16 protein-coding genes are annotated in these 19898 nt (G+C 48.5%); 11 read left to right on the forward strand and 5 right to left on the reverse strand.

Going from position 1 to position 19898, the window contains the following annotated elements; translation table 11 throughout:
* Positions 1-5: 5 nt before the first annotated feature.
* Together xerD and djlA are read right to left on the reverse strand one after the other, a co-directional pair.
* Positions 6-917 carry a site-specific tyrosine recombinase XerD gene (gene xerD / locus FBQ74_RS14065; protein WP_139757261.1) on the reverse strand — a complete coding sequence of 304 codons (912 nt, stop codon included), beginning with the start codon at positions 915-917 and terminating at the stop codon, positions 6-8.
* A 3-nt stretch (positions 918-920) separates the two neighbouring features.
* Complete coding sequence (gene djlA / locus FBQ74_RS14070) at positions 921-1748, reverse strand: co-chaperone DjlA (RefSeq protein ID WP_139757979.1); 828 nt, start codon at positions 1746-1748, stop codon at positions 921-923.
* Between the two features lie 350 nt (positions 1749-2098).
* Here djlA and FBQ74_RS14075 point away from each other — a divergent pair, with 350 nt between their 5' ends.
* The 8 genes from FBQ74_RS14075 (at position 2099) to FBQ74_RS14110 (ending at position 13600) form a co-directional block, all read left to right on the forward strand.
* Positions 2099-4342, forward strand: a complete 2244-nt coding sequence (locus FBQ74_RS14075) for an LPS-assembly protein LptD (RefSeq protein ID WP_139757262.1) — start codon at positions 2099-2101, stop codon at positions 4340-4342.
* Between the two features lie 55 nt (positions 4343-4397).
* Positions 4398-5675 (forward strand): peptidylprolyl isomerase SurA, encoded by a 1278-nt coding sequence (gene surA, locus FBQ74_RS14080; protein WP_139757263.1) that lies wholly within the window; start codon positions 4398-4400, stop codon positions 5673-5675.
* 6 nt (positions 5676-5681) lie between these two features.
* A complete protein-coding gene (gene pdxA, locus FBQ74_RS14085; RefSeq protein WP_139757264.1) occupies positions 5682-6671 on the forward strand; it encodes a 4-hydroxythreonine-4-phosphate dehydrogenase PdxA in 990 nt (329 codons plus the stop codon).
* Positions 6668-7492 (forward strand): 16S rRNA (adenine(1518)-N(6)/adenine(1519)-N(6))-dimethyltransferase RsmA, encoded by an 825-nt coding sequence (rsmA, locus tag FBQ74_RS14090; protein WP_139757265.1) that lies wholly within the window; start codon positions 6668-6670, stop codon positions 7490-7492. Before pdxA ends, rsmA begins: the two co-directional genes overlap by 4 nt.
* Entirely contained in the window at positions 7489-7863 is a 375-nt protein-coding gene (gene apaG, locus FBQ74_RS14095; protein ID WP_139757266.1) for a Co2+/Mg2+ efflux protein ApaG, read from the forward strand. Before rsmA ends, apaG begins: the two co-directional genes overlap by 4 nt.
* Before the next feature lie 27 nt (positions 7864-7890).
* Positions 7891-8709: a symmetrical bis(5'-nucleosyl)-tetraphosphatase gene (locus FBQ74_RS14100; RefSeq protein ID WP_139757267.1), complete on the forward strand. Its 819-nt coding sequence runs from the start codon at positions 7891-7893 to the stop codon at positions 8707-8709.
* Between the two features lie 243 nt (positions 8710-8952).
* Entirely contained in the window at positions 8953-10977 is a 2025-nt protein-coding gene (locus FBQ74_RS14105; protein ID WP_139757268.1) for a methyl-accepting chemotaxis protein, read from the forward strand.
* Between the two features lie 250 nt (positions 10978-11227).
* Positions 11228-13600: a TonB-dependent receptor domain-containing protein gene (locus FBQ74_RS14110; protein ID WP_139757269.1), complete on the forward strand. Its 2373-nt coding sequence runs from the start codon at positions 11228-11230 to the stop codon at positions 13598-13600.
* An 84-nt stretch (positions 13601-13684) separates the two neighbouring features.
* On the opposite strand, the gene FBQ74_RS14115 is transcribed toward FBQ74_RS14110, so the two are convergent.
* Positions 13685-14536, reverse strand: a complete 852-nt coding sequence (locus FBQ74_RS14115; protein ID WP_139757270.1) for a DUF5694 domain-containing protein — start codon at positions 14534-14536, stop codon at positions 13685-13687.
* Between the two features lie 183 nt (positions 14537-14719).
* Between FBQ74_RS14115 and FBQ74_RS14120 the strand changes: the two genes are divergently transcribed.
* The 3 genes from FBQ74_RS14120 to FBQ74_RS14130 all read left to right on the forward strand — a co-directional run bounded on the left by FBQ74_RS14120 (position 14720) and on the right by FBQ74_RS14130 (position 18031).
* Positions 14720-15253 (forward strand): DsrE family protein, encoded by a 534-nt coding sequence (locus tag FBQ74_RS14120; protein WP_139757271.1) that lies wholly within the window; start codon positions 14720-14722, stop codon positions 15251-15253.
* Positions 15254-15517: 264 nt separating this feature from the next.
* Positions 15518-17626 carry a choline BCCT transporter BetT gene (gene betT, locus FBQ74_RS14125; protein ID WP_232371926.1) on the forward strand — a complete coding sequence of 703 codons (2109 nt, stop codon included), beginning with the start codon at positions 15518-15520 and terminating at the stop codon, positions 17624-17626.
* A gap of 180 nt (positions 17627-17806) precedes the next feature.
* A complete protein-coding gene (locus FBQ74_RS14130) occupies positions 17807-18031 on the forward strand; it encodes a hypervirulence associated TUDOR domain-containing protein (RefSeq protein ID WP_139757272.1) in 225 nt (74 codons plus the stop codon).
* Between the two features lie 29 nt (positions 18032-18060).
* Here the strand turns inward: FBQ74_RS14130 and lysC are convergent, their stop codons facing one another.
* A complete protein-coding gene (lysC, locus tag FBQ74_RS14135) occupies positions 18061-19410 on the reverse strand; it encodes a lysine-sensitive aspartokinase 3 (protein WP_205912260.1) in 1350 nt (449 codons plus the stop codon).
* A 12-nt stretch (positions 19411-19422) separates the two neighbouring features.
* Complete coding sequence (locus FBQ74_RS14140) at positions 19423-19884, reverse strand: DUF192 domain-containing protein (protein ID WP_139757274.1); 462 nt, start codon at positions 19882-19884, stop codon at positions 19423-19425.
* Between the last annotated feature and the right edge of the window lie 14 nt (positions 19885-19898).

Here is a 19898-nt window from a genome sequence, read left to right on the forward strand (position 1 = left end):
AGTTATCAGCCGCGCGGGTGATGCGTTTGTATCAGGTTTTGCAGACGCTCTGTGGCAACATGGGTGTAGATTTGTGTCGTGGATAAATCACTGTGCCCCAATAGCATCTGAACGACCCTCAGGTCTGCGCCATGATTCAGCAAATGGGTGGCAAATGCATGACGTAAGGTATGCGGGGACAGATGCTCACTGATACCGGCCCGCACAGCGTAGTGCTTGATACGATGCCAGAATGTCTGGCGGGTCATCTTCTGCCCGCGGCGGCTTAAAAACAAAATATCACTGGTTTGCTTTACCAGAGAAGGTCTGGCATGCCTGAGATAACTGTCAATCCAGTCCATGGCGTCTTCACCTAACGGAACAAGACGCTCTTTATTGCCCTTCCCCGTTACCCGCACCACACCCTGAATGAGACTGACCTGCTCCATGGTCAGGCCGATCAGCTCGCTGACCCGTAGCCCTGTAGCATAAAGTACCTCCAACATGCACCGATCGCGATGTTCAACATCGTCTTCAATGTCCGGCGCATTTAACAATGCCTCTACCTGAGCCTCGCTCAGTGATGACGGGAGTCGCTGGGGTGTTTTTGGATTGCTTAGTACCGATACCGGGTTATCAGGGCGTGTGTGAATGGCAATTAAATAATTAAAAAATGCCCGCATCGCACTCATACATCGCTGCGTGCTGCGTGTAGACAGCCCACTGTCGTGCCGGTGCCACAGGTAGTCCTGTATCATTTCAGTACTTAAACGGCTGATGTCGCAAAAAGACTGCTGCTGACAAAACAGTGCCAGCTTCGTCAAATCGGTCCGGTAGCTTTGCTGGGTATGTTCACTGAGCCCCTTTTCCAGCCAGAGCATCTGGATAAAATTATCAATCAACCCCCGATTGTCATCGGTTAACTGTGCCTGCGCCACTAACTAAATACCCCGATGGTTTTTGATAATTTCGTAAGCAGCCTGAATATCCTGCGTCTTGTTTTTAGCCATTTCCAGTGCTTGTTCAGGCAGACCCTTGGCCGCCAGTTTATCAGGATGGTGTTCGCTCATTCGTTTTCGATAAGCACGCTTCACCGCTTTATCATCGTCCTTTTCAGAAACACCGAGAATCTGATAGGCATCTGAAAGCGAATGCGTTTCATCATAACTTGCCTGCTGATTTTGCCCCCCGGCCCGCTGTCTGAATCGGCGCTGCGCGTCGTATGCGGCAATCAGATAATCCAGATCGTGCTTTTTAAAGCCCAGCGCTTTGGCGACTTTGTCCAGCACCCGTTTCTCGCCTAGTGTCACGTTACCGTCAGCGAAAGCGGCCTGAATGAGGATCTCGAGAAATACCTGAAGAATGTCACGACGTCCGTGGCAATTGTCATACAGTGTTTTGAGGGTATCGGTAATAGGATAGTCGGACGCTTTGCCCTCGCGAAATGCCTGTTGCGCCTCGCGCCGGGCATCGCCCTGCAACTGCATTTCATCCATCAGGGCCGAGGCAAGCTGGATCTCGCGCGGGGTGACCTGACCATCAGATTTTGCAAGATGACCTAATGCGGCGAATAAGCTGTGAAAAAATATCGCCTGCTGCTTTAGTCCCGACTGGTCCGTAAAAAACCGCCCGAAGCCACCCAGCTTGTTAAAGTCCTGACTGTATGCGCGATCAAAAAGGTGCCCGACAATGAGGCCAAGAATCGCACCGGGTATTTTCAGGAACATAAAACCAAAAATCAGACCCAGTAGTTTGCCCCAGAATGGCATCTTTACAACCTCCTCATCACCGACATCCGCTGAACTCATTCGCTTATACGTGGTCAGTGGCACTATAACTCAAAAATCAAAATAGAAAATATCGTATCGACAGGCAACTAATATTGCAGGCTAACCGTAAGCTGAATACATAATGTGCGGGTTTGCGCATAAAAATCGTCGTTAACCATGATTTTTTTAGCTCATCGGTTGGTTATTGGATTAGAAGGGCTTAGAATTAGCGGTTAATTTTCGCTTTGCGGCGCGAAATGCGTCACCTCGACGCAAATATAAAAAGCAGTCGGAGTCAGCTGACCCCGAAGAATATAAGTTATCTACTACCACAGGCTATCCATCATCGCATGAAAACTACCTGCGCTTCGTTATTATTGTGTGCTTTAAGCTGGCAAGCTTATGCCCAGTCTGCAAACAATACCCGCGATAATGATGATGCCGACAATTCGCTGCTTTGCCCGGTGTCGCCGGTTCAGTTTTCAACGGACAAACTGATGGCACCCGGTGAGGTGATGGTTGAGGCAAACCGTACAGAAGTGCTGTCACAAAAAGAGGCAAATTTCAGTGGTAATGTGGATATAACCTCTGATGCCGCCACTATTCGCGCCGATGAAGCAAAAATCCGTAATAATGGACGCCGGTTACATGCCTCAGGCGATGTGCTGTACCAGGATGCTCAGTTGAAAGTCAGCAGTGATGAGGTTTCTCTGGATTCAGCGCAGGAAACCCTGCAAATGCAGAATACGGAGTATTTTTTCAATGGTTCCAGTGGCCGGGGCACCGCGCAGACCATAGATTTATCGACTGCTGACGGACTCACCCTTGAAGATGTCAGATTTACCACCTGCCCGGCGGGCGCTGAAGACTGGTCTATCCGCGCATCAGAGATAGATATTGCACGTGGCTCATTATGGGGAGAAGCCAAAAACACCCGCTTTTATGTCGGTGATGTGCCCGTATTCTACCTGCCGTATTTCGCGTTTCCTGTAAGTAATCAGCGTCAGACGGGGCTGCTTTTCCCTGAAATCGGCAGTTCATCGAATACCGGTATTGATTACGAGCAGCCTTTTTACTGGAATATGGCACCTGATTATGACATGACCCTGTCGCCCCGGGTAATGTCAAAGCGTGGGGTACAGCTTAAGACAGAGTTCCGCCACCTCAGTGAGCAGGGCTACAGTGTTGTGGATGTTGAGTACCTGCCTTCGGACAAAGATACCACCAGTGACGATCACCGCTATTTCTACCGCATCAAGCACGATGGGGTTCTGGGTGAGAACTGGACAGTAGGTGTCGATGTCAATGGTATCAGCGACGACAACTATATTGTCGATCTGGGCTCAGATGATTACAACCGGGCTGATACGCATTTGTTCCGTACTGTGGGCTTCAATTATTTTTCTGAAAATATGACCCTTGATCTGCATATCCGCGACTTTGAAACCATTGGGGATCGTCCGGATAATTATCGCGCGCTACCCGAAGCCCGACTAAATATGAATCAGCCGCTGGGCTCGTTGCTGGAATTCAGACTTGATTCAGAACTGGCTTACTTTGACAATGCCGATGAAACCAAACCCACTGCCATGCGTTTTCATGTGGCACCGTCACTGGCACTGCCCTATCAGCGCCACTGGGGGGAGTTAACCGCTGAAGCGACACTAATGAATACGACCTATCAGCAAAATAATGTTGAAGGAACAGAGCTGGATGAAGACGTAAACCGCTTACTGGGTCGTGGCCGGCTTTACGGCACCCTGTACTTTGAAAGAAACGGCAGTTGGTTTGATAAAACAGATACTATGACCTTTGAGCCCAAGGTGCAGTATCTGTATACCAGCTATGAAGACCAGAGCAACATCGGATTATACGATACAACAACATTGCTGACCGATGTCGAAGGGTTGTTCAGAGGTCGCGAGTACACCGGTCTTGACAGGATTATTGATAATAATCAAATCACCCTTGGCGCCACCTCGCGAATTATGGATGAACAAAACCGGGAACAATTTGCGATAAGTCTGGGTCAGATATTCTATCTTGAAGATAATCGTATAATGTCTCCGGACGGTGAACGGGATCGCTCGGCACTGGCTGCAGAACTGGATTGGCGATTTGACTCTCACTGGTATTTCCATTCTGATATACAAATCACGACGCAAACCGATAAGGTGGAAAGAAGCAGCCTTGGGCTGGAATATCGTCGTGACAGTGAGAGCCTTATTCAGCTGACCCATCGCTATGTGCGTGAGCTAAGTGGTGAAACTATTGATCAGGTCGGCTTGTCGGTAAGCTGGCCTATCAGTAAAAACTGGCACTGGGTCGGGCGCTCATACCGGGATTTGGAGCGCCATCGTAGTATTGAAACGTACGTGGGTGTTGAATACGAATCCTGCTGTTGGGCTGTGCAAATCGTGGCGCAGCGTCAGCTTAGTAACCGTTTTGGCGTTGACGGACTACAGTCGACCGATGAATATGATTCCGGCGTAGGCTTACAATTTATCTTCAAAGGGTTAGGATCCGGAAAATCCAGCCGCCGCATGCTTGAAGATGGTATGTTTGGTTATCGGCAACCCTATAATTTGAATTAATTTACCCTGCCGGCGGAAGCTCTGCCGGCCACATTAACGACAATAAAGAGTAATTATGAAGTTCATTATCCGGGCTATGTGTTTAAGTGCCTTGCTTACTGTTACATGCTGGGCACAGCAAGTTTCACTGGACCGCGTAGCGGTAATCGTTGATCAGGGCGTTATCCTTGAAAGCGAGATTGAAAAACTGATTGCTGAGGTAAAGCGCAGCGCGCAGTCAGAAGATCAGGAGCTGCCTTCTGATCGTGTTCTGCGTACACAGGCAATCGAACGCCTTATTCTTAAAAACCTGCAGATGCAGCGTGCAGAGCGAATGGGTATCCAGGTATCTGATCCGCAGCTGGAGCAGACCATCACGAACATTGCGCAAAACCAGAACCTGACTGTAGATCAATTACGCCAGGCAATTGCACAGGATGGACTGAGCTATGACGATTATCGCGAAAATGTTCGCGAAGAACTGATTGTGGGTGAAGTACGTCGCGCCAATGTTCGCCGTCGTATTTACATCACGCCGCAGGAAGTCAACTCACTGGTTGAGCTGATGAACGAGCAAGGCGCTGAACAAGCCGAGTATAATCTTGGCCATATTCTGATTGGTCTGCCATCAGAACCCGACGAAGAAGAAGTACAGAATGCGCGAGCCCGTGCTGACCGTGTTTTGCAGCTGCTGCGCGATGGTTCTGACTTTGCCAAGATCGCTATCACTTCATCTTCTGGTTCAAACGCTCTTGAAGGCGGTGACATGGGTTGGCTGAATATCAACTCTATGCCAACGCTTTTTGCTGAAGCGGTACAGGGTAAAAGTAAAGATGACTTAATCGGCCCGATTCGTAGTGGTGCTGGTTTTCATATTCTGAAAATTAAAGATACCCGCGGTATTGAAAAGGTTACTGTGGAAGAGGTGAATTCACGTCACATTCTCATCAAGCCCTCTATTATTCTCAGTGAAGAAAAAGCCAAAGAGCGTCTTGAAACATTCCGCGAGCAGGTGATTGCCGGAGACGCTGATTTTGCTGAGCTGGCCAAAGAGCACTCAGAAGATCCCGGGTCTGCGCTTAAAGGCGGTAATCTGGGCTGGGCAGATCCAACCATGTATGTACCTGCATTCCAAAAAGCACTCTCTAACCTTGAGCCGGGTGAATATAGTCAGCCGATTCGTTCGACACACGGCTGGCACTTAATCCAACTTGAGGATCGTCGTTTTGATGATGCCACAGAGAAGCGTAAAGAAGATAAGGCGCGTCAGCTCATATACAGCCGTAAATTTAAAGAAGAATCTGAGACCTGGTTACGCGAGATGCGTGATGCCGCCTATATTGAGGTGCTGTAAATTACCGTGTCTACGAAACCGTTAAAAATAGCAGTCACCCCCGGCGAACCCGCCGGGATTGGTCCTGATCTTATCCTGCAACTGGCGCAGCAGGCGTGGGATGCACAACTGGTGGTTTTTGCTGATCAGGCGGTTCTGGCACAGCGCGCGGAACAGCTGGGCTTATCTATCACGCTGACCCCGTATGAAAATACCGAAACCCGTCTGCAAACGCCTGGTGAGTTATTTATTCGCCAGATCGACACAGACGCGCCAGTCCAGCCAGGAACGCTGGATAGCGCTAATGGAAAGTACGTTGTAGAAACGTTACGTCAGGCGTGTCAGGCCAATATGGAAGAAGGCTTTGATGCGGTGGTGACCGGGCCGGTTCATAAGGGAATCATCAACGAAGCCGGTGTCTCATTTTCAGGGCACACTGAGTTTTTTGCCTATCAGTCTAATACCATAGATGTGGTTATGTTATTGGCAACTGAAGGACTGAACGTGGCATTGGCTACCACCCATATACCTTTGGAATATGTTGCCAAAGCCATTACTGAAGAGCGTCTGCACCGGGTCATCCGAATCATTGATGCAGATTTAAAACAGAAGTTTGGCATCGCCAGCCCGCATATTTATGTGTGCGGCTTAAATCCCCATGCCGGAGAGAACGGTCACATTGGTAAAGAAGAGCTTCTGACCATCATTCCTGCGCTTGAAACGCTGCGTGAGGAAGGAATTAACCTGACGGGACCGCTTCCTGCTGATACAATCTTCCAACCAAAATATCTGGAAAATGCCGACGTGGTGCTTGCGATGTATCACGATCAGGGACTACCAGTATTAAAATTCAAAGGCTTCGGGGCTGCGGTAAATATCACATTAGGCCTGCCTTTCATCCGCACTTCTGTCGACCACGGCACAGCAACGGATTTAGCCGGCACCGGTCAGGCTGATGCAGGTAGTTTTAGAAAAGCCCTCGAAAAAGCCATAGAACTTGCGAACAGTCACCTATGAGTAAAACCCATTTAGGCCATACTGCGAGAAAGCGGTTTGGTCAGAATTTTCTGCACGATGATTATGTCATCGAGCAAATTGTTAATGCTATCAACCCCCAGGATGGCGAAAACCTGGTTGAAATCGGGCCGGGTCTGGGCGCGCTTACCGATCCTGTCTGCGAACGCGTAAATGCACTGACGGTTGTCGAGCTTGACCGCGATCTGGCCAAACGCCTTCGCCATCATCCGTTTCATGGTGAGAAACTGAACATCATCGAACAGGATGCATTAACACTGGATTTCAGCTCAGTACTGGCTGCGCGGGATGACCAGGAAAAGCGGCTGCGGGTTTTTGGTAATCTTCCTTATAATATCTCTACCCCGTTGATGTTCCACCTGTTTTACTTCACCGACAGTATTAGCGACATGCACTTTATGTTGCAAAAAGAGGTGGTTAATCGTCTGGCTGCGGGCCCGGGATCGAAGAACTATGGTCGTCTGTCGGTAATGGCGCAGTATTACTGTCAGGTTATGCCGGTATTAACTGTGCCGCCGGACGCCTTCAAGCCACCACCAAAGGTTGACTCTGCCGTAGTACGGCTGATCCCCCATCGCACACCGCCGGTAGATGTCACATCAGTAAATACGCTTGAACGGGTTTCCGCGCAGGCATTTAATCAACGCCGCAAAACGATTCGCAACAGCCTTAAAGACTGTATTAGCGAGCAGGCATTGTCAGAGCTGGGGCTGAATCCGGGCACACGAGCAGAAACGCTTTCGCTGCAAGATTTCGCCAGCATTGCCAATTATATTTCTGCGCAAGAGGTACCGCAGGAGTGAAAGAGTCATTAATTAAAGTTGATGTCACCACGCGGCATCTTCCGGACCATCCCGCCAATACGGATGAAAAATATGCCTTTGCCTATCAGATCGTCATCACAAACGAATCTGATCTGCCCGTTCAGTTAATCAGTCGTTACTGGCTGATTACGGATGGATCGGGCAAAAAATCTGAAGTTCAGGGCGAAGGCGTTATCGGCAAGCAGCCCAACATTGCACCGGGCGGAAATTTTGAGTATACCAGCGGCGCTGTCATTGACACCCCGGTGGGTACCATGGAAGGCTACTATCAGATGCAAACGGAAGATGGCGATATGTTCAAAGTTCCTATCGACGTCTTTACACTCGCCGTTCCCAATATCATCAATTAATTCTACTGCAATTTAGTAAGGCATTTCATGGCGTCAGGTCAGACAATTATCGTGGGCGATATCCAGGGCTGTTACACCGGCTTAAGAAAACTGCTGGATAAATGTCAGTTTGATCCCGCCTCCGATCGCCTGCTTGCAGTTGGCGATTTGGTCGCGCGGGGAGAAGACTCACTGGCAACGGTGGACTACCTCATGAGCCTGGGTAATCGTTTTGATTCGGTACTGGGCAACCATGATTTGCACCTGCTATCTGTGATAGAAGGGATCCGCTCACCTAACGCTAAAGATAATCTTCAAAACCTGTTGGGCAGTGAAAGGCTGGAGGATATTGGCCGCTGGTTACGCACCTTCGGACTCGCTCTGAAAGCTGATGAACACCATACTCTGGTTCATGCAGGTTTATTTCCACAATGGGGAACTGATCAGTTACTTGCATTAAGTGATGAAGTCAGCGAATGGCTAACATCAGATCGCTACCCGGAACTGTTGCACAATATGTACGACAATGACCCAGAGCAATGGAATGAGCAACTATCCGGTTTTGCCCGATTACGGTTTATTATTAATGCCTGCACCCGCATGCGATTTGTTTCAACCGATTACAAACTGGATTTGAAAGAAAAAGGAAAACCAGGCTCTGCACCCGAGCATCTCAAACCGTGGTTTAACCTGGAGAATAAAGCCTTAAAAGATAAAGAAAAAGTTATATTCGGGCATTGGGCCGCGTTAAACGGTGTAACAGACAAAAAGCAGGTCATTGGTTTGGATACAGGTTATGTCTGGGGCAATGAAATGACAGCTTACTGCATCGAAACCGGCGTCATCACGCACCTTCCCGCGAAATAAGTTCAACTCGCCTGTTCTGAACGTCTGGTTTATCGAATATACGCCTCCTCTTATATGATACTTTTGTATCATTATTTTACTTAAGATCGCCGTGCTTAAGTCGATATAATACAAGAATCGCGCAATTTTGCGGCGCAGCCACTTAAAACTAAACAATTAATGTGAAATTTTAAGCGCAATCTGTAATGATTTGGCATTAGCCGTCTATATTATAATGACAATTGGGTAGTAGCAGGAGTTCCGATGAAAATTACGGTGGCCAAACGAATAATTGGTGGTTTTCTTACCATCAGTCTTTTACTGATCTTAATCAGTATTTCCTCATTGTATAACCTCAACTCCATCGGTGCGGCCACAGACGAGGTGAATAATACTGCCATTCCTACGATTTCAGGCAGCAACACGCTTAAAGCCACATTCCTGAATATGGGCCGTTTAACGTTTGAATCATATATTGAAGAAGAACTATCAGGCCTGAATGAAAAACAGGAAAGCTTCAATAAAAGTAAGGCGACCTTTGATAAAACGTACTCACAGCTCAACAGCATAGTCAGTGATGATCCCGCGCTGAAGTCTTCTTTGGATAAGGTCCACGACAGTTACAGCAACTACATCGCTAATGCTGAGAAGATGTATAAAATGCATCGTCAGTATATGAGTATGCGCAACAATATCGAAGATCAGTTAGGGGTTGCTGAAGATAATGCTGATGATGCATCAACCTATCTGTTGGATTTTTCATACCTGCCAGAGGTTGAGTCTAACCCTTCACTGCAGGAGGCTGCCAGAATTGGTGGTGAACTGGAAAGCGCCCTGCTTTCTATGCTGACGGTTTCTAACGAATATGTAAAAACCCAGACGATTATTCGCTCAGAAACACTGAGCAACGAAGTTTCCCTGGTGGTTGATAATGTTTCCGAAAAGCTTTCCGCGATGCTGGATGCCGCGAATGGTCAGGATGCGTCAGGTAGTCTTGAAGAAATTAGTGAAATGGTTAGCGAGGCATTGGATGCAATCTCCGGCAATGATGGCGTGGTACAGCTTCATCAGGATCGTTTGTCGTACCGCAATGCTGCAGAACAGGCGCTTAACGCATCAGATAAGAATATTCAGGCGGCTATGGCCGAGCTTGAGAAACTGCTTACGCTGACAAATCAGCGTGCGGCTGAAATTGATGAGCAGGTCACTGATAAGGTGTCTAACGGCAATCTGATTGTGATTATTGTTGTCGTTGCTTCGTTAATTGCAGCGGCTATTATCGGCTACTTCACCGTACGTGCGATTACCCGTCCGCTGAACCGGGTTAATGAGCTGCTTCAGGTAGCTTCGTCCGGCGACCTGACACATAAACTTGATGACTCAGCTAAAGATGAGTTCGGTCAGCTTGCGCGCAACTGTAATTTGCTTATCGCTAATCTTAAATCGTTGATTAATGGCATCAATGATCGTGCAGAACAGTTAGCTGCTGCATCGGAGCAAACCTCTACGGTGACGTCCCAGACCACGCATTCAATACAGGACCAGAAGTCGCAGATATCACAGGTGGCTACTGCGACGACAGAAATGCATTCTACCTCTCAACTGGTTGTGCAAAATGCTGAGGATACCCTTAGTCAGATTCGTCACGCCGATAGTGAGGCAGAAAAAGTTCGTCAGATTTCTTTAGAAAATAAACGCACCATTGAAGTATTGGCGAAAGATGTTCAGGAAGCAGCAACGGTTATCAATAAACTGCATCAGGACAGCGCGAGCATCGGGGGCATTCTGGATGTTATTCGCGGAGTGGCTGATCAGACCAACCTGCTTGCGCTTAACGCGGCAATTGAAGCAGCGCGTGCGGGTGAACAGGGTCGAGGTTTCGCGGTAGTAGCTGACGAGGTAAGAACGCTGGCAAGTCGAACGCAAGAGTCTACGCAGGAAATCAATGCCATGATTGAAGTATTGCAGGCCGGCGCTGAGCGCGCGGTAGATGTGATGAATCAGGGTAAAGACCAGACGGCAGTTTGTGTTGAACAAACTGACTCTGCAACCCGTGCGCTGGATATCATTTCCACGGCAGTACGCCAGGCTCATGATGTCAGCTCTCAGATTGAACAATCTGCACGAGAGCAGAATATTGTATCTCAGGAAATCAGCGAAAAGCTGGAAACAATTGTCGGCATTGCTGAAGAGACAACGGTGGGCGCACAACAAACCTCCGAATCAAGTCTTGAGGTTGCTCGTCTGGCAGAGGAATTACAACACTCGATACGACAGTTTAAGGTATAAAAAACCTTTACAGAAAAAAGCGGCCTTGAGCCGCTTTTTTTGTTTTTCTTTCTCCAGTTTACACCTTTCTGTTATCCCCCGCTTACCCTGTGATCTGAAAATGTTTTTAAGGCTTTGTAATAACACGATTAAGCGCATCTAAACCTAAATGAGAATTATACTCATTTGCATTGACATAGAGTCAGATCTCAATAAACTAGGCCCACTTCATCACACTCGGAATGTGAACACACAAGGACCTAGAAAAATTATGAGAACACACCATGCCGTTACCGGCGTTGCATTTGCTATTCAGGCTGCGCTTTCTTTCAATGCCTACGCTGTTGCCGTTCCCGATGACAGCGAAATTGAACGTGTTGTTGTTACTGCCACTGGCTTTGAACAAAAGCTTTCGCAGGCACCGGCAAGTATTTCAGTTATCACGGCGGAGGATATTAAAACCCGTGCATTCACCTCTCTGCTTGATGCAGTGAAATACCAGGAAGGTATCGATGTTGGCTCAACCCGGGATAAAACCGGTCAGGGTAGCATCAGTATGCGGGGACTCACCGGCGAGTATACCCTGGTGCTTATTGACGGCCGACGACAAAACAACCACGGTGATATTTACCCGAACAACTTTGGTGGCAATGCGTTTAATCATATTCCTCCGGTAGAAACCATAGAGCGTGTTGAAGTCATTCGCGGGCCGGCGTCTACCCTCTATGGCGCGGATGCACTGGGTGGCGTTATTAATGTAATTACTAAAAAGCATACCGACGAGTGGAACGGCGCAATTACTTTCGGGCGCAGCTTTCAGTCTGATAATGATTTCGGCGATGATATTACCACTGACTTTTCAGTAAACGGACCGGTGATCGCTGATACGCTGAGTCTGGGCTTCAGAGGTAGCCTGTACGAACAGCAGGCCTCTACGCCACAACTTTCACCGGCTGTCGACCCCAACGGTACCGTGCACGTCCGTTCGCTGGGTTTTGGCAGTGGCGGTCGTACCGTCGACAACACCAACGAGCATTACGGCTTCACTGTTAACTATACTCCCGCTAAGGGACATGAGCTGACGCTTAATTATGATAATTCTCATCAGGAGTACGACAATACACCAGAGTACAACCTGGAAGCCGACGAAATTATTTACCCGCTGGGTACCCGGGACAGTATAGAGAGTCTTTGGCAGGAGCGACGCGGTCAGGTTAACCCCCGTGCCGGTTATGCGGCAGAGCAGGAGTTCGACCGTCAGTGGTGGTCCTTGGCATACGATGGCGAATACGGATTCGGCTCGTTAATGGCCGCCCTTTCCTACGTTGATACGCAAAACAATGGCCGTACACTGCCATTAAGCGTTGCCGAGCGCCTGCTGTTGCAACAAATGTATGACGGAAGTGGTCAGTATGAAGGCTTATCTGAAGAAGCCCGCCGCGACCTGGCAGAAGAGACCTTCCTACCCCGCCCTGACCGTCCTCTGGACAGCAGTCAGTACACGTTTGATATCCGGGCGGATATTCCGCTTAAGGACCTTGCAGGCGACCACAACTTGGTTCTGGGCGGGCAGATAATTGACGGTGAACTGCAGGACGGTGTATTCGGCCTTGAGTCAGGCAACGCTGGCGCGATCCAGGAGCAAAAGATGTATTCTGTTTTTGCTGAGGATAACTGGATGATGACCGACGCCCTGACAGTAACAGCCGGGGTTCGTTACGACGACCATGATGTATTTGGCAGCCAGACCTCTCCACGTCTGTATGCCGTTTATAATCTCAACGACTTCTGGACGCTGAAAGGCGGGGTCAGTACCGGTTATAAAACGCCCCAAACTACCGACCTGTATGACGGGGTTACCGGTTTTGGTGGTCAGGGAACCAGTCCGTTTGCCGGAAACCCGGAGCTTGAACCGGAAACCAGCGTAAACTCGGAAGTTGCCCTGTACTGGAGTACCGGCGAGCACAATTTCAATATCACCTATTTCAACACTCGATTTGATGACAAAATTGCCCGCGGCGACACGGTGCTTAGCTGTGAGGTGACCGGTAACGTTCGCCCCTGCGTAAACCTGGGTGAATATGACCAGCTTGGTTATGATACCTACAGTCAGAAAATAAACATTGATGAAGTTGATTTACAAGGGGTAGAGCTTGCCGGACGCTACGCCTTTTTGCCTGACTGGTCAGTTTATGCGAACTATACATGGACCGACAGTGAACAAAAAAGTGGTAGTCAGGCGGGCCTGCCGCTGACCAATACCGCAGAGCATATGGCCAACGCTAATCTTGAGTGGCAGGTAACCGGTGACCTTAATGTGTACTTGCAGGGCGAGTGGCGCTCTGACAGATACCGCGGTTACGACGCTGTTTTTGAACGAGAGCTTTACTTTGAAAACTACGCCCTGCTTAATCTGGGCGCTCGCTGGACGCTGAATGACAACGTGACGTTAAATCTGCGGGTGAATAACCTGCTGGATAAGGACTTTACTACCTATTCCGTTGAGTATAACGATCTGAATGGCGACGGCGAGTTCGAATACCTCACCGGACGCGGCGTGGTCAGCGAGGTAGCATTCACTGACGATTACAATGTGAAAGATAAAACCAGAAATGTCTGGGCCAGTGTTACGGCCACTTTCTGATCGACTGGTCAGGCAGACATAATTTTTTCGCCGGCTTTACACCATTCAATACCAATAACGCGGCCATAAGGGCCGCTTATTCATTTAATGGTCTTTCACTGACAGATAGTCAGAAAGTGGCACGCGATGGTATTGTGGCGACGCATCGAAAAACAGGTTTAGTAAATTCATATGCCCAGAACCAAAAACTACCAGGATACGCTCTTTCGGCGCTGCAGGAATACGCTGGATATTGCGGAAAATCCGTAGGTTCCGATTAAACCAGCGCCCGGTCTCAAAGTCTGCCCCGAAATATGGGCTGCTTTCGGTTTCGTAGCTGAACGGGCCAATAAGATAGTTTCCCAACGTTTTCTGAATGTTTTCTTCGGTGTTCAGCCGTAATAACTCTGCGGCGATACCATCAGTTTTAAACACTGGCTTATCCGTATAGCGCAGATGCTTGTCTGGATTGTTCTGATAAAATCTGCCAAAGGCTTTTTCCTCACTTTTATCATTCAGCACCCTTGTAACTTCGTCATACATGTTACCCCACGCATCGGCTGCATAAACCTGGTCGTGGCCAAGCGCTTTGGCAAGACGAAATCCCAGTTGATACGCTTCTGACCTGCGCGTATCAATAAAGCTCTCTGTGCTTTTGTATTTATCAAACTGCGCTGTAAGCTCTGGCTGACGCCGATAAGGGAATTCAACAACAATGTGAGTAGGGGCAAACGCCTTTAGCTGCTTTACAATTTGTTGGATCTGATGCTGCGCTGGTTCTGACAGTACATCTATTTGGTTCTGGCTATCAGTTTTCTGAACATCAAGATTAGGAAAATTGAAATGGAAGCTACCCACCGTCAGTACTTCAACGGGTGACTTGCGAATATGTGAGTTAGCAGTCGCTGCAACCTCTGTTGCCATCAAGACCAGAAAGACTAAAAAGTAGCGTCGCATAAATGCCTCTGTTAATTTTCAGGACGCGCCAATTTACGGTCACATGCTATACACATCAACCTTGAAAATGTAATGAAATCTTACACCTGCCTGCTCCCCCCTTTTCATCGATACATGAATAAAATCAATCGTTTTTCCCTGGTGCGATGTAACCAAAGATACAACAAACAGATAGGACTTATCATGCTTCGACTCATCTCAGTGTTTGCCTTTTTCACTGCTGTACTGACCACTCCTGTTTATGGCGCCGCTTTTACCACCGGACCGGTCTTCGACAAATTTGGAAAAAAGGCGGATATCGCACATGCACCGCTGGATGAAGCAACATCATTTAAAGTGGCCTTTGATGTCGCCTCCGGGGCGAAGCCCGGCACAATAAACCGGAAGTTCGATAGTGCGTCGCGTTTTATCAATATGCATGTTGCTAATGGTGTTAAACAGGAAAACATAGAGCTAGTCATTGTCGTGCACGGCAGCGCAACGCTTGATTTGCTTAATAAGGATGCCTATCAGCAAAAAAAATCTGCATCAAATGCAAATCTTCCGCTGTTAAACGCATTACTTGACGAAAACGTCAGGTTAATTGTGTGCGGGCAGTCTATGGCCGGCCATAGCTTGTCTGCCGAACAATTTATCGAAGGCGTCTCTGTGAGCTTGTCGGCAATGACCGCACACGCGCTTTTACAACAGCAGGGATACACACTCAACCCTTTCTAACAATAAAAATGTGGTGCACAAGAGTGACTTATGCATGATCGAAAAGTCGCAAATACTTCTATAATGATTATATATCTCTGAATATTTATACATCTGCAGATAGTCGCCCCGGCGGAACCATTTGACGGGGCACTATGTGCGTGTCAGTCAGCACCATACTGCTACTCTGCTCAACGTTCTCGCTACGTAATGCACCCTCGCTTACTGGTGTTTGCGATGTATAAACTAACCACAGTCTGATTACGCTGATTAGAAAGGATGCGGGTGTTCAGCTCAGTGAACGATGCACAGGAGCATCAATTACGAGAGGATAGCGCAATGTCGCAAAATAATAATAAGCAAGAAGATGCTGACAGCTCACAGGAAAAGGTTCGCGTAAATAAGATCCCGTTTTACGGGTCTGTAATCGGTATTATTACCTTTGCGTTATGGGCTATGTTTTTTACCGAGTCGGCCAGTTCCCTGATTGGTAAAGCACTCACCTGGATCTCTTCAACATTTGGCTGGTTTTACTTTCTGGCTATTTTTGTCTATTTGCTATTCGTGATTGTTGTTGCTATCTCACCGTGGGGAAAGATCCGGCTCGGTCAAGAGCATACACGACCGGAATTTAATATTGTCACCTGGGCTGCCATGCTATTCGCTGCGGGCATCGGCATTGATTTAATTTTCTTCTGTATCGTGGAGCCGGTCACGCAGTTTATGGCACCGCCGGTAGATATGGGCGCTGATGGTGACGCTGCACGCAACGCGATTAAAATAACGCTCTTTCACTGGGGCTTGTCAGGATGGGGCGTGTATACGCTGGTCGGTATGGCACTGGCGTTTTTCAGTTACCGTCACGGTCTGCCACTGGCAATCCGCTCTGCCCTGTATCCTGTTTTTGGTAAAAAGATTTACGGACCTATTGGCCACACCGTTGATATCGCGGCGGTGCTGGGAACGGTGTTCGGTATTGCAACCAGCCTGGGGATCGGTCTGATTCAGCTTAATTATGGACTGAACCATGTGTTTGGGGTACCGGAAGGCCTGACTACGCAGGTTGTTCTGGCCATCGTGGTTATTGTCTTTGCGGCAATTTCTGCGGTAACCGGCGTGGAGAAAGGCATCCGCCGTTTATCTGAATTTAACATGCTGATGGCACTATTACTGATGCTGTTTGTGCTGTTCGTTGGTGAAACGCGCTTCTTACTTAACGCACTGGTACTGAATATTGGCGACTATTTTTCTGACTTCGTCAGCATGTCGTTTAATACTTATGCCTTTGACCAGCCTACAGACTGGCTGAATGCCTGGACGCTATTCTTCTGGGCATGGTGGATAGCATGGGGGCCGTTTGTCGGACTGTTTCTGGCGCGTATCTCCCGGGGTCGTACTATCGGCGAGTTCGTCGCAGGCACATTGATTCTGCCATTGTCATTCATGATTGTCTGGATGTCAGTGATGGGTAACAGTGCCATTGATATGGTGATGAACGGGGCACAGGAATTTGGACAGCAAGCTATGGATAACCCTGGCTCTGCGATTTATATCTTCCTGGAAAGTATTCCCTGGGCAGGATTAACCACAATTATCGTAAGTATTCTGGCGTTTGTTTTCTTTATCACTTCGGGTGACTCGGGTTCACTGGTACTTTCAAATCTTACCTCTGTACTTAAAGACCCCTACAGCGATGCGCCCGCCTGGATGCGTATTATGTGGGCCTCAATAATCGGGCTACTTACCATCGCGCTGTTACTGGCCGACGGACTTACCGCGTTGCAAAGCGCCGTAGTTGTAACGGGGCTTCCTTTTGCAGTGGTATTGTGTCTGATGATGCTGGGACTGTTCAAAGCGCTACGTGTGGAAGGACTTAAACAAAAAACGTCGGATGCTAATCTGCCCAGCGGTACGCGCGTCGGTGAGACCGGTCAGAACTGGACGCAAAGACTGCACCGTTTCGTAAGCTTCCCTGATCACGAGCAATGTCGTAAATTCCTCGATGATGTAGCGATGCCTGCCATGAAGGAAGTTGAGAGCGCCCTGAGAGAGCGGGATTTAGATGTCAGCATTTCTGAAAACCGTGATTCAGATGATGAATTCATGTCATTGCAGGTCGATTTACATGAAGCGCAGGACTTTTATTATGAGCTTCGCCCCAGTCAGTATTCGATGCCGTCTTTCGCAACACGTTCTGCAAAGAGTGGTTCAAAATACTACCGTGTAGAGCCGCTTCTGGCCGAAGGTGGCCAGGGTTACGATTTAATGGGCTATACGAAGGCGCAGGTGATAGAGGATATCCTCACCCAGTTTGAACGGCATATGCATTTTCTGCATGCACAGCGTATCCAGCCAGGTGCCGATACCAACCTGTTTAAGCCGGGTAACAATTAACCCCGCAGCCTGAACCTGGTAATTAATCCAAAAGGCCACCCGTAGAACGGTGGCCTTTTTTTATTCTTACCTTTTACTCGCTGCGCCGCTAGATGCTGCATAGACCGTATTACCAATTATTAATGCGCTGTGCAGCCACATCCCCCGTAACAATCTGGACATTCAAACAGGAGAACAGCAATGACGAAAGCATACCAGACTAATACAAAGGTAGAGTGGGAATGGGGTAACGGCAAAGGTCAGGGTAAAGTTCGTGAAGTGTTTTGGGAAGAGGTCACCCGTAAGCTACAGGGCGAAGACGTCACCCGTAAAGCAGATGACAACAACCCCGCCTACCTGATTGAACAGGAAGACGGCGATGAAGTACTAAAGCTGCATGATGAGCTTGAAAAGGCGAATAGTTGATAGTCAGGGCACTTTCGCCCTGGCCTGCCCTATTCAAACAATGAGCGATGCAAGCCCTGAACTATTTCAGTACTGTCGTTTTCGTTAACCAAAAATGACATATTGTGCGGATTCGCACCAAAGCAAATCATTCTCAGATTATACTCAGAAACCGCAGCAAATATTTTGCTTGATACCCCTTTAGCGCTTTGCATATGGTTCCCAACTACAGTAACCAAGTCATAGCCCCCTTCTACCTTCACATCACAGAAGGTTTCCAGTTCAGCAATGGTTTCTTTATTGAGCCGCTGGGCCACGGAGTTTGCCGGGTTATCCAGCGTAAAAGACACTGAAATTTCTGATGTGGTCACCAGATCCACACTGAGCCGGTGTTTAGCGATAATGGTGAACACCTGTTGCAAAAAGCCCTGCGCGTACATCATCTGCGGCGTTTTTACCGTAACCATTACCTGTTCTTTGCGCCGTGTAATTGCCCTGTATGGAGGCTCATGCTCACAATCGCGCATGATCCAGGTGCCGCCTTTTTCAGGCTCACGACTGGAACCGACAAACACTTTAATGTCCTGACGTAGCGCTGGCTCCATTGTTGCCGGATGCAGGACTTTCGCGCCGAAGGTTGCCATCTCAGCGGCTTCTTCGAAGCTTAGCTCTGGCAGAGGGTGTGCATTAGGAGCAATGCGCGGGTCGGTCGTGTAAACACCGGTGACATCGGTCCATATTTCACACACATCGGCTTGCAGTGCCTCGGCAAGCAGCGCGGCGGTGAAGTCTGACCCTCCACGCCCAAGCGTTGTCGTGCGGCCCTGCTCGTCTGCGCCGACAAACCCCTGGGTAACTACCATGGCGTTTTCAATCTCAGGGCGCAGCAACAGCTCTGACAGTTCATGAATCGTTTCAAGCTGTGGCGCGGCTTCGCCAAATTCGCTATCTGTACGTAGTACTTTTCGTACATCAAAATTTATTACAGCATTGTGCTGTTCGCCGACAACTGCACTGAACAGCAATGAGGACATGCGTTCGCCCATAGACAGCAGTTGGTCTTTTAAATCATCGCGATGAAGAATTTCTTCGTGAAATGCCAGTTCGCGCATCTCGGCCAGTAAATCCTCAAGTTTCCCTTCAACTGCATCAGGGTTAGACAGCTTCGTAAGAATAGCATTTTCTATCTCTTCTACCGCCTTACACACGTCGCTGATTTGTTCCTGGGTCATGGGTGTATGCGCCATACTGACAAGGTGGTTAGTTACACCAGCCGACGCACTAACTACCACAATGCGCGTTGCTTCATTAGCCAGTACAATACGTGCACATTTTTGCATTGCCTCATAGTTGGCAACGCTGGTCCCGCCAAACTTGGCGATGGTTAATGCCTGAGTCACATTCGTCTCCATTTAGTCCTGATTATCTGATGGCGGATTGATTTTGATGGTGTCACCTTCTGATACATCGTGAGCGGCAAACCACCCCTGATTCATCTCAAGTGCGTAGGCCACCACGCCCGACGCGCCCACAGACGTTAAGTCATGGGGCTGCAACGCTTTAATATCTGTAATAACACCCTGCTTGTTTATAAATGCCACATCAAGCGGTATATAGGTATTTTTCATCCACATACTGGCTTGTTTAGGCGGCGAGAATCGGAACAACATGCCACAGTCATTACATAAACTACGCCGGTTCATCAGTCCCTGCGCTCGCTGCTCAAAGGTCTGCGCATACTCAAACTCATAGTTCTCACCGGCAATTGCCACCGACACTTCATCAAAGCTGATCTGAGATGAGTCATTCGCCTTGGCGCAGCTACTCAATAGCCAGGCGGACATAAAACAAAGCAGCAGTAAGGATATTCTCATGATGTTTTAACTTG

The organism is Salinimonas iocasae, from assembly GCF_006228385.1.
Classification (GTDB): Bacteria; Pseudomonadota; Gammaproteobacteria; order Enterobacterales; family Alteromonadaceae; genus Alteromonas; species Alteromonas iocasae.

Bases quoted from the DNA above. Each gene is read 5' to 3' on its own strand.
- FBQ74_RS14130 (WP_139757272.1), top strand. From the start codon at position 17,807: ATGACGAAAGCATACCAGACTAATACAAAGGTAGAGTGGGAATGGGGT.
- FBQ74_RS14140 (WP_139757274.1), bottom strand. From the start codon at position 19,884: ATGAGAATATCCTTACTGCTGCTTTGTTTTATGTCCGCCTGGCTATTG.
- FBQ74_RS14075 (WP_139757262.1), top strand. From the start codon at position 2,099: ATGAAAACTACCTGCGCTTCGTTATTATTGTGTGCTTTAAGCTGGCAA.
- djlA (WP_139757979.1), bottom strand. From the start codon at position 1,748: ATGCCATTCTGGGGCAAACTACTGGGTCTGATTTTTGGTTTTATGTTC.
- FBQ74_RS14115 (WP_139757270.1), bottom strand. From the start codon at position 14,536: ATGCGACGCTACTTTTTAGTCTTTCTGGTCTTGATGGCAACAGAGGTT.
- FBQ74_RS14110 (WP_139757269.1), top strand. From the start codon at position 11,228: ATGAGAACACACCATGCCGTTACCGGCGTTGCATTTGCTATTCAGGCT.
- FBQ74_RS14100 (WP_139757267.1), top strand. From the start codon at position 7,891: ATGGCGTCAGGTCAGACAATTATCGTGGGCGATATCCAGGGCTGTTAC.
- FBQ74_RS14105 (WP_139757268.1), top strand. From the start codon at position 8,953: ATGAAAATTACGGTGGCCAAACGAATAATTGGTGGTTTTCTTACCATC.
- rsmA (WP_139757265.1), top strand. From the start codon at position 6,668: ATGAGTAAAACCCATTTAGGCCATACTGCGAGAAAGCGGTTTGGTCAG.
- surA (WP_139757263.1), top strand. From the start codon at position 4,398: ATGAAGTTCATTATCCGGGCTATGTGTTTAAGTGCCTTGCTTACTGTT.
- FBQ74_RS14120 (WP_139757271.1), top strand. From the start codon at position 14,720: ATGCTTCGACTCATCTCAGTGTTTGCCTTTTTCACTGCTGTACTGACC.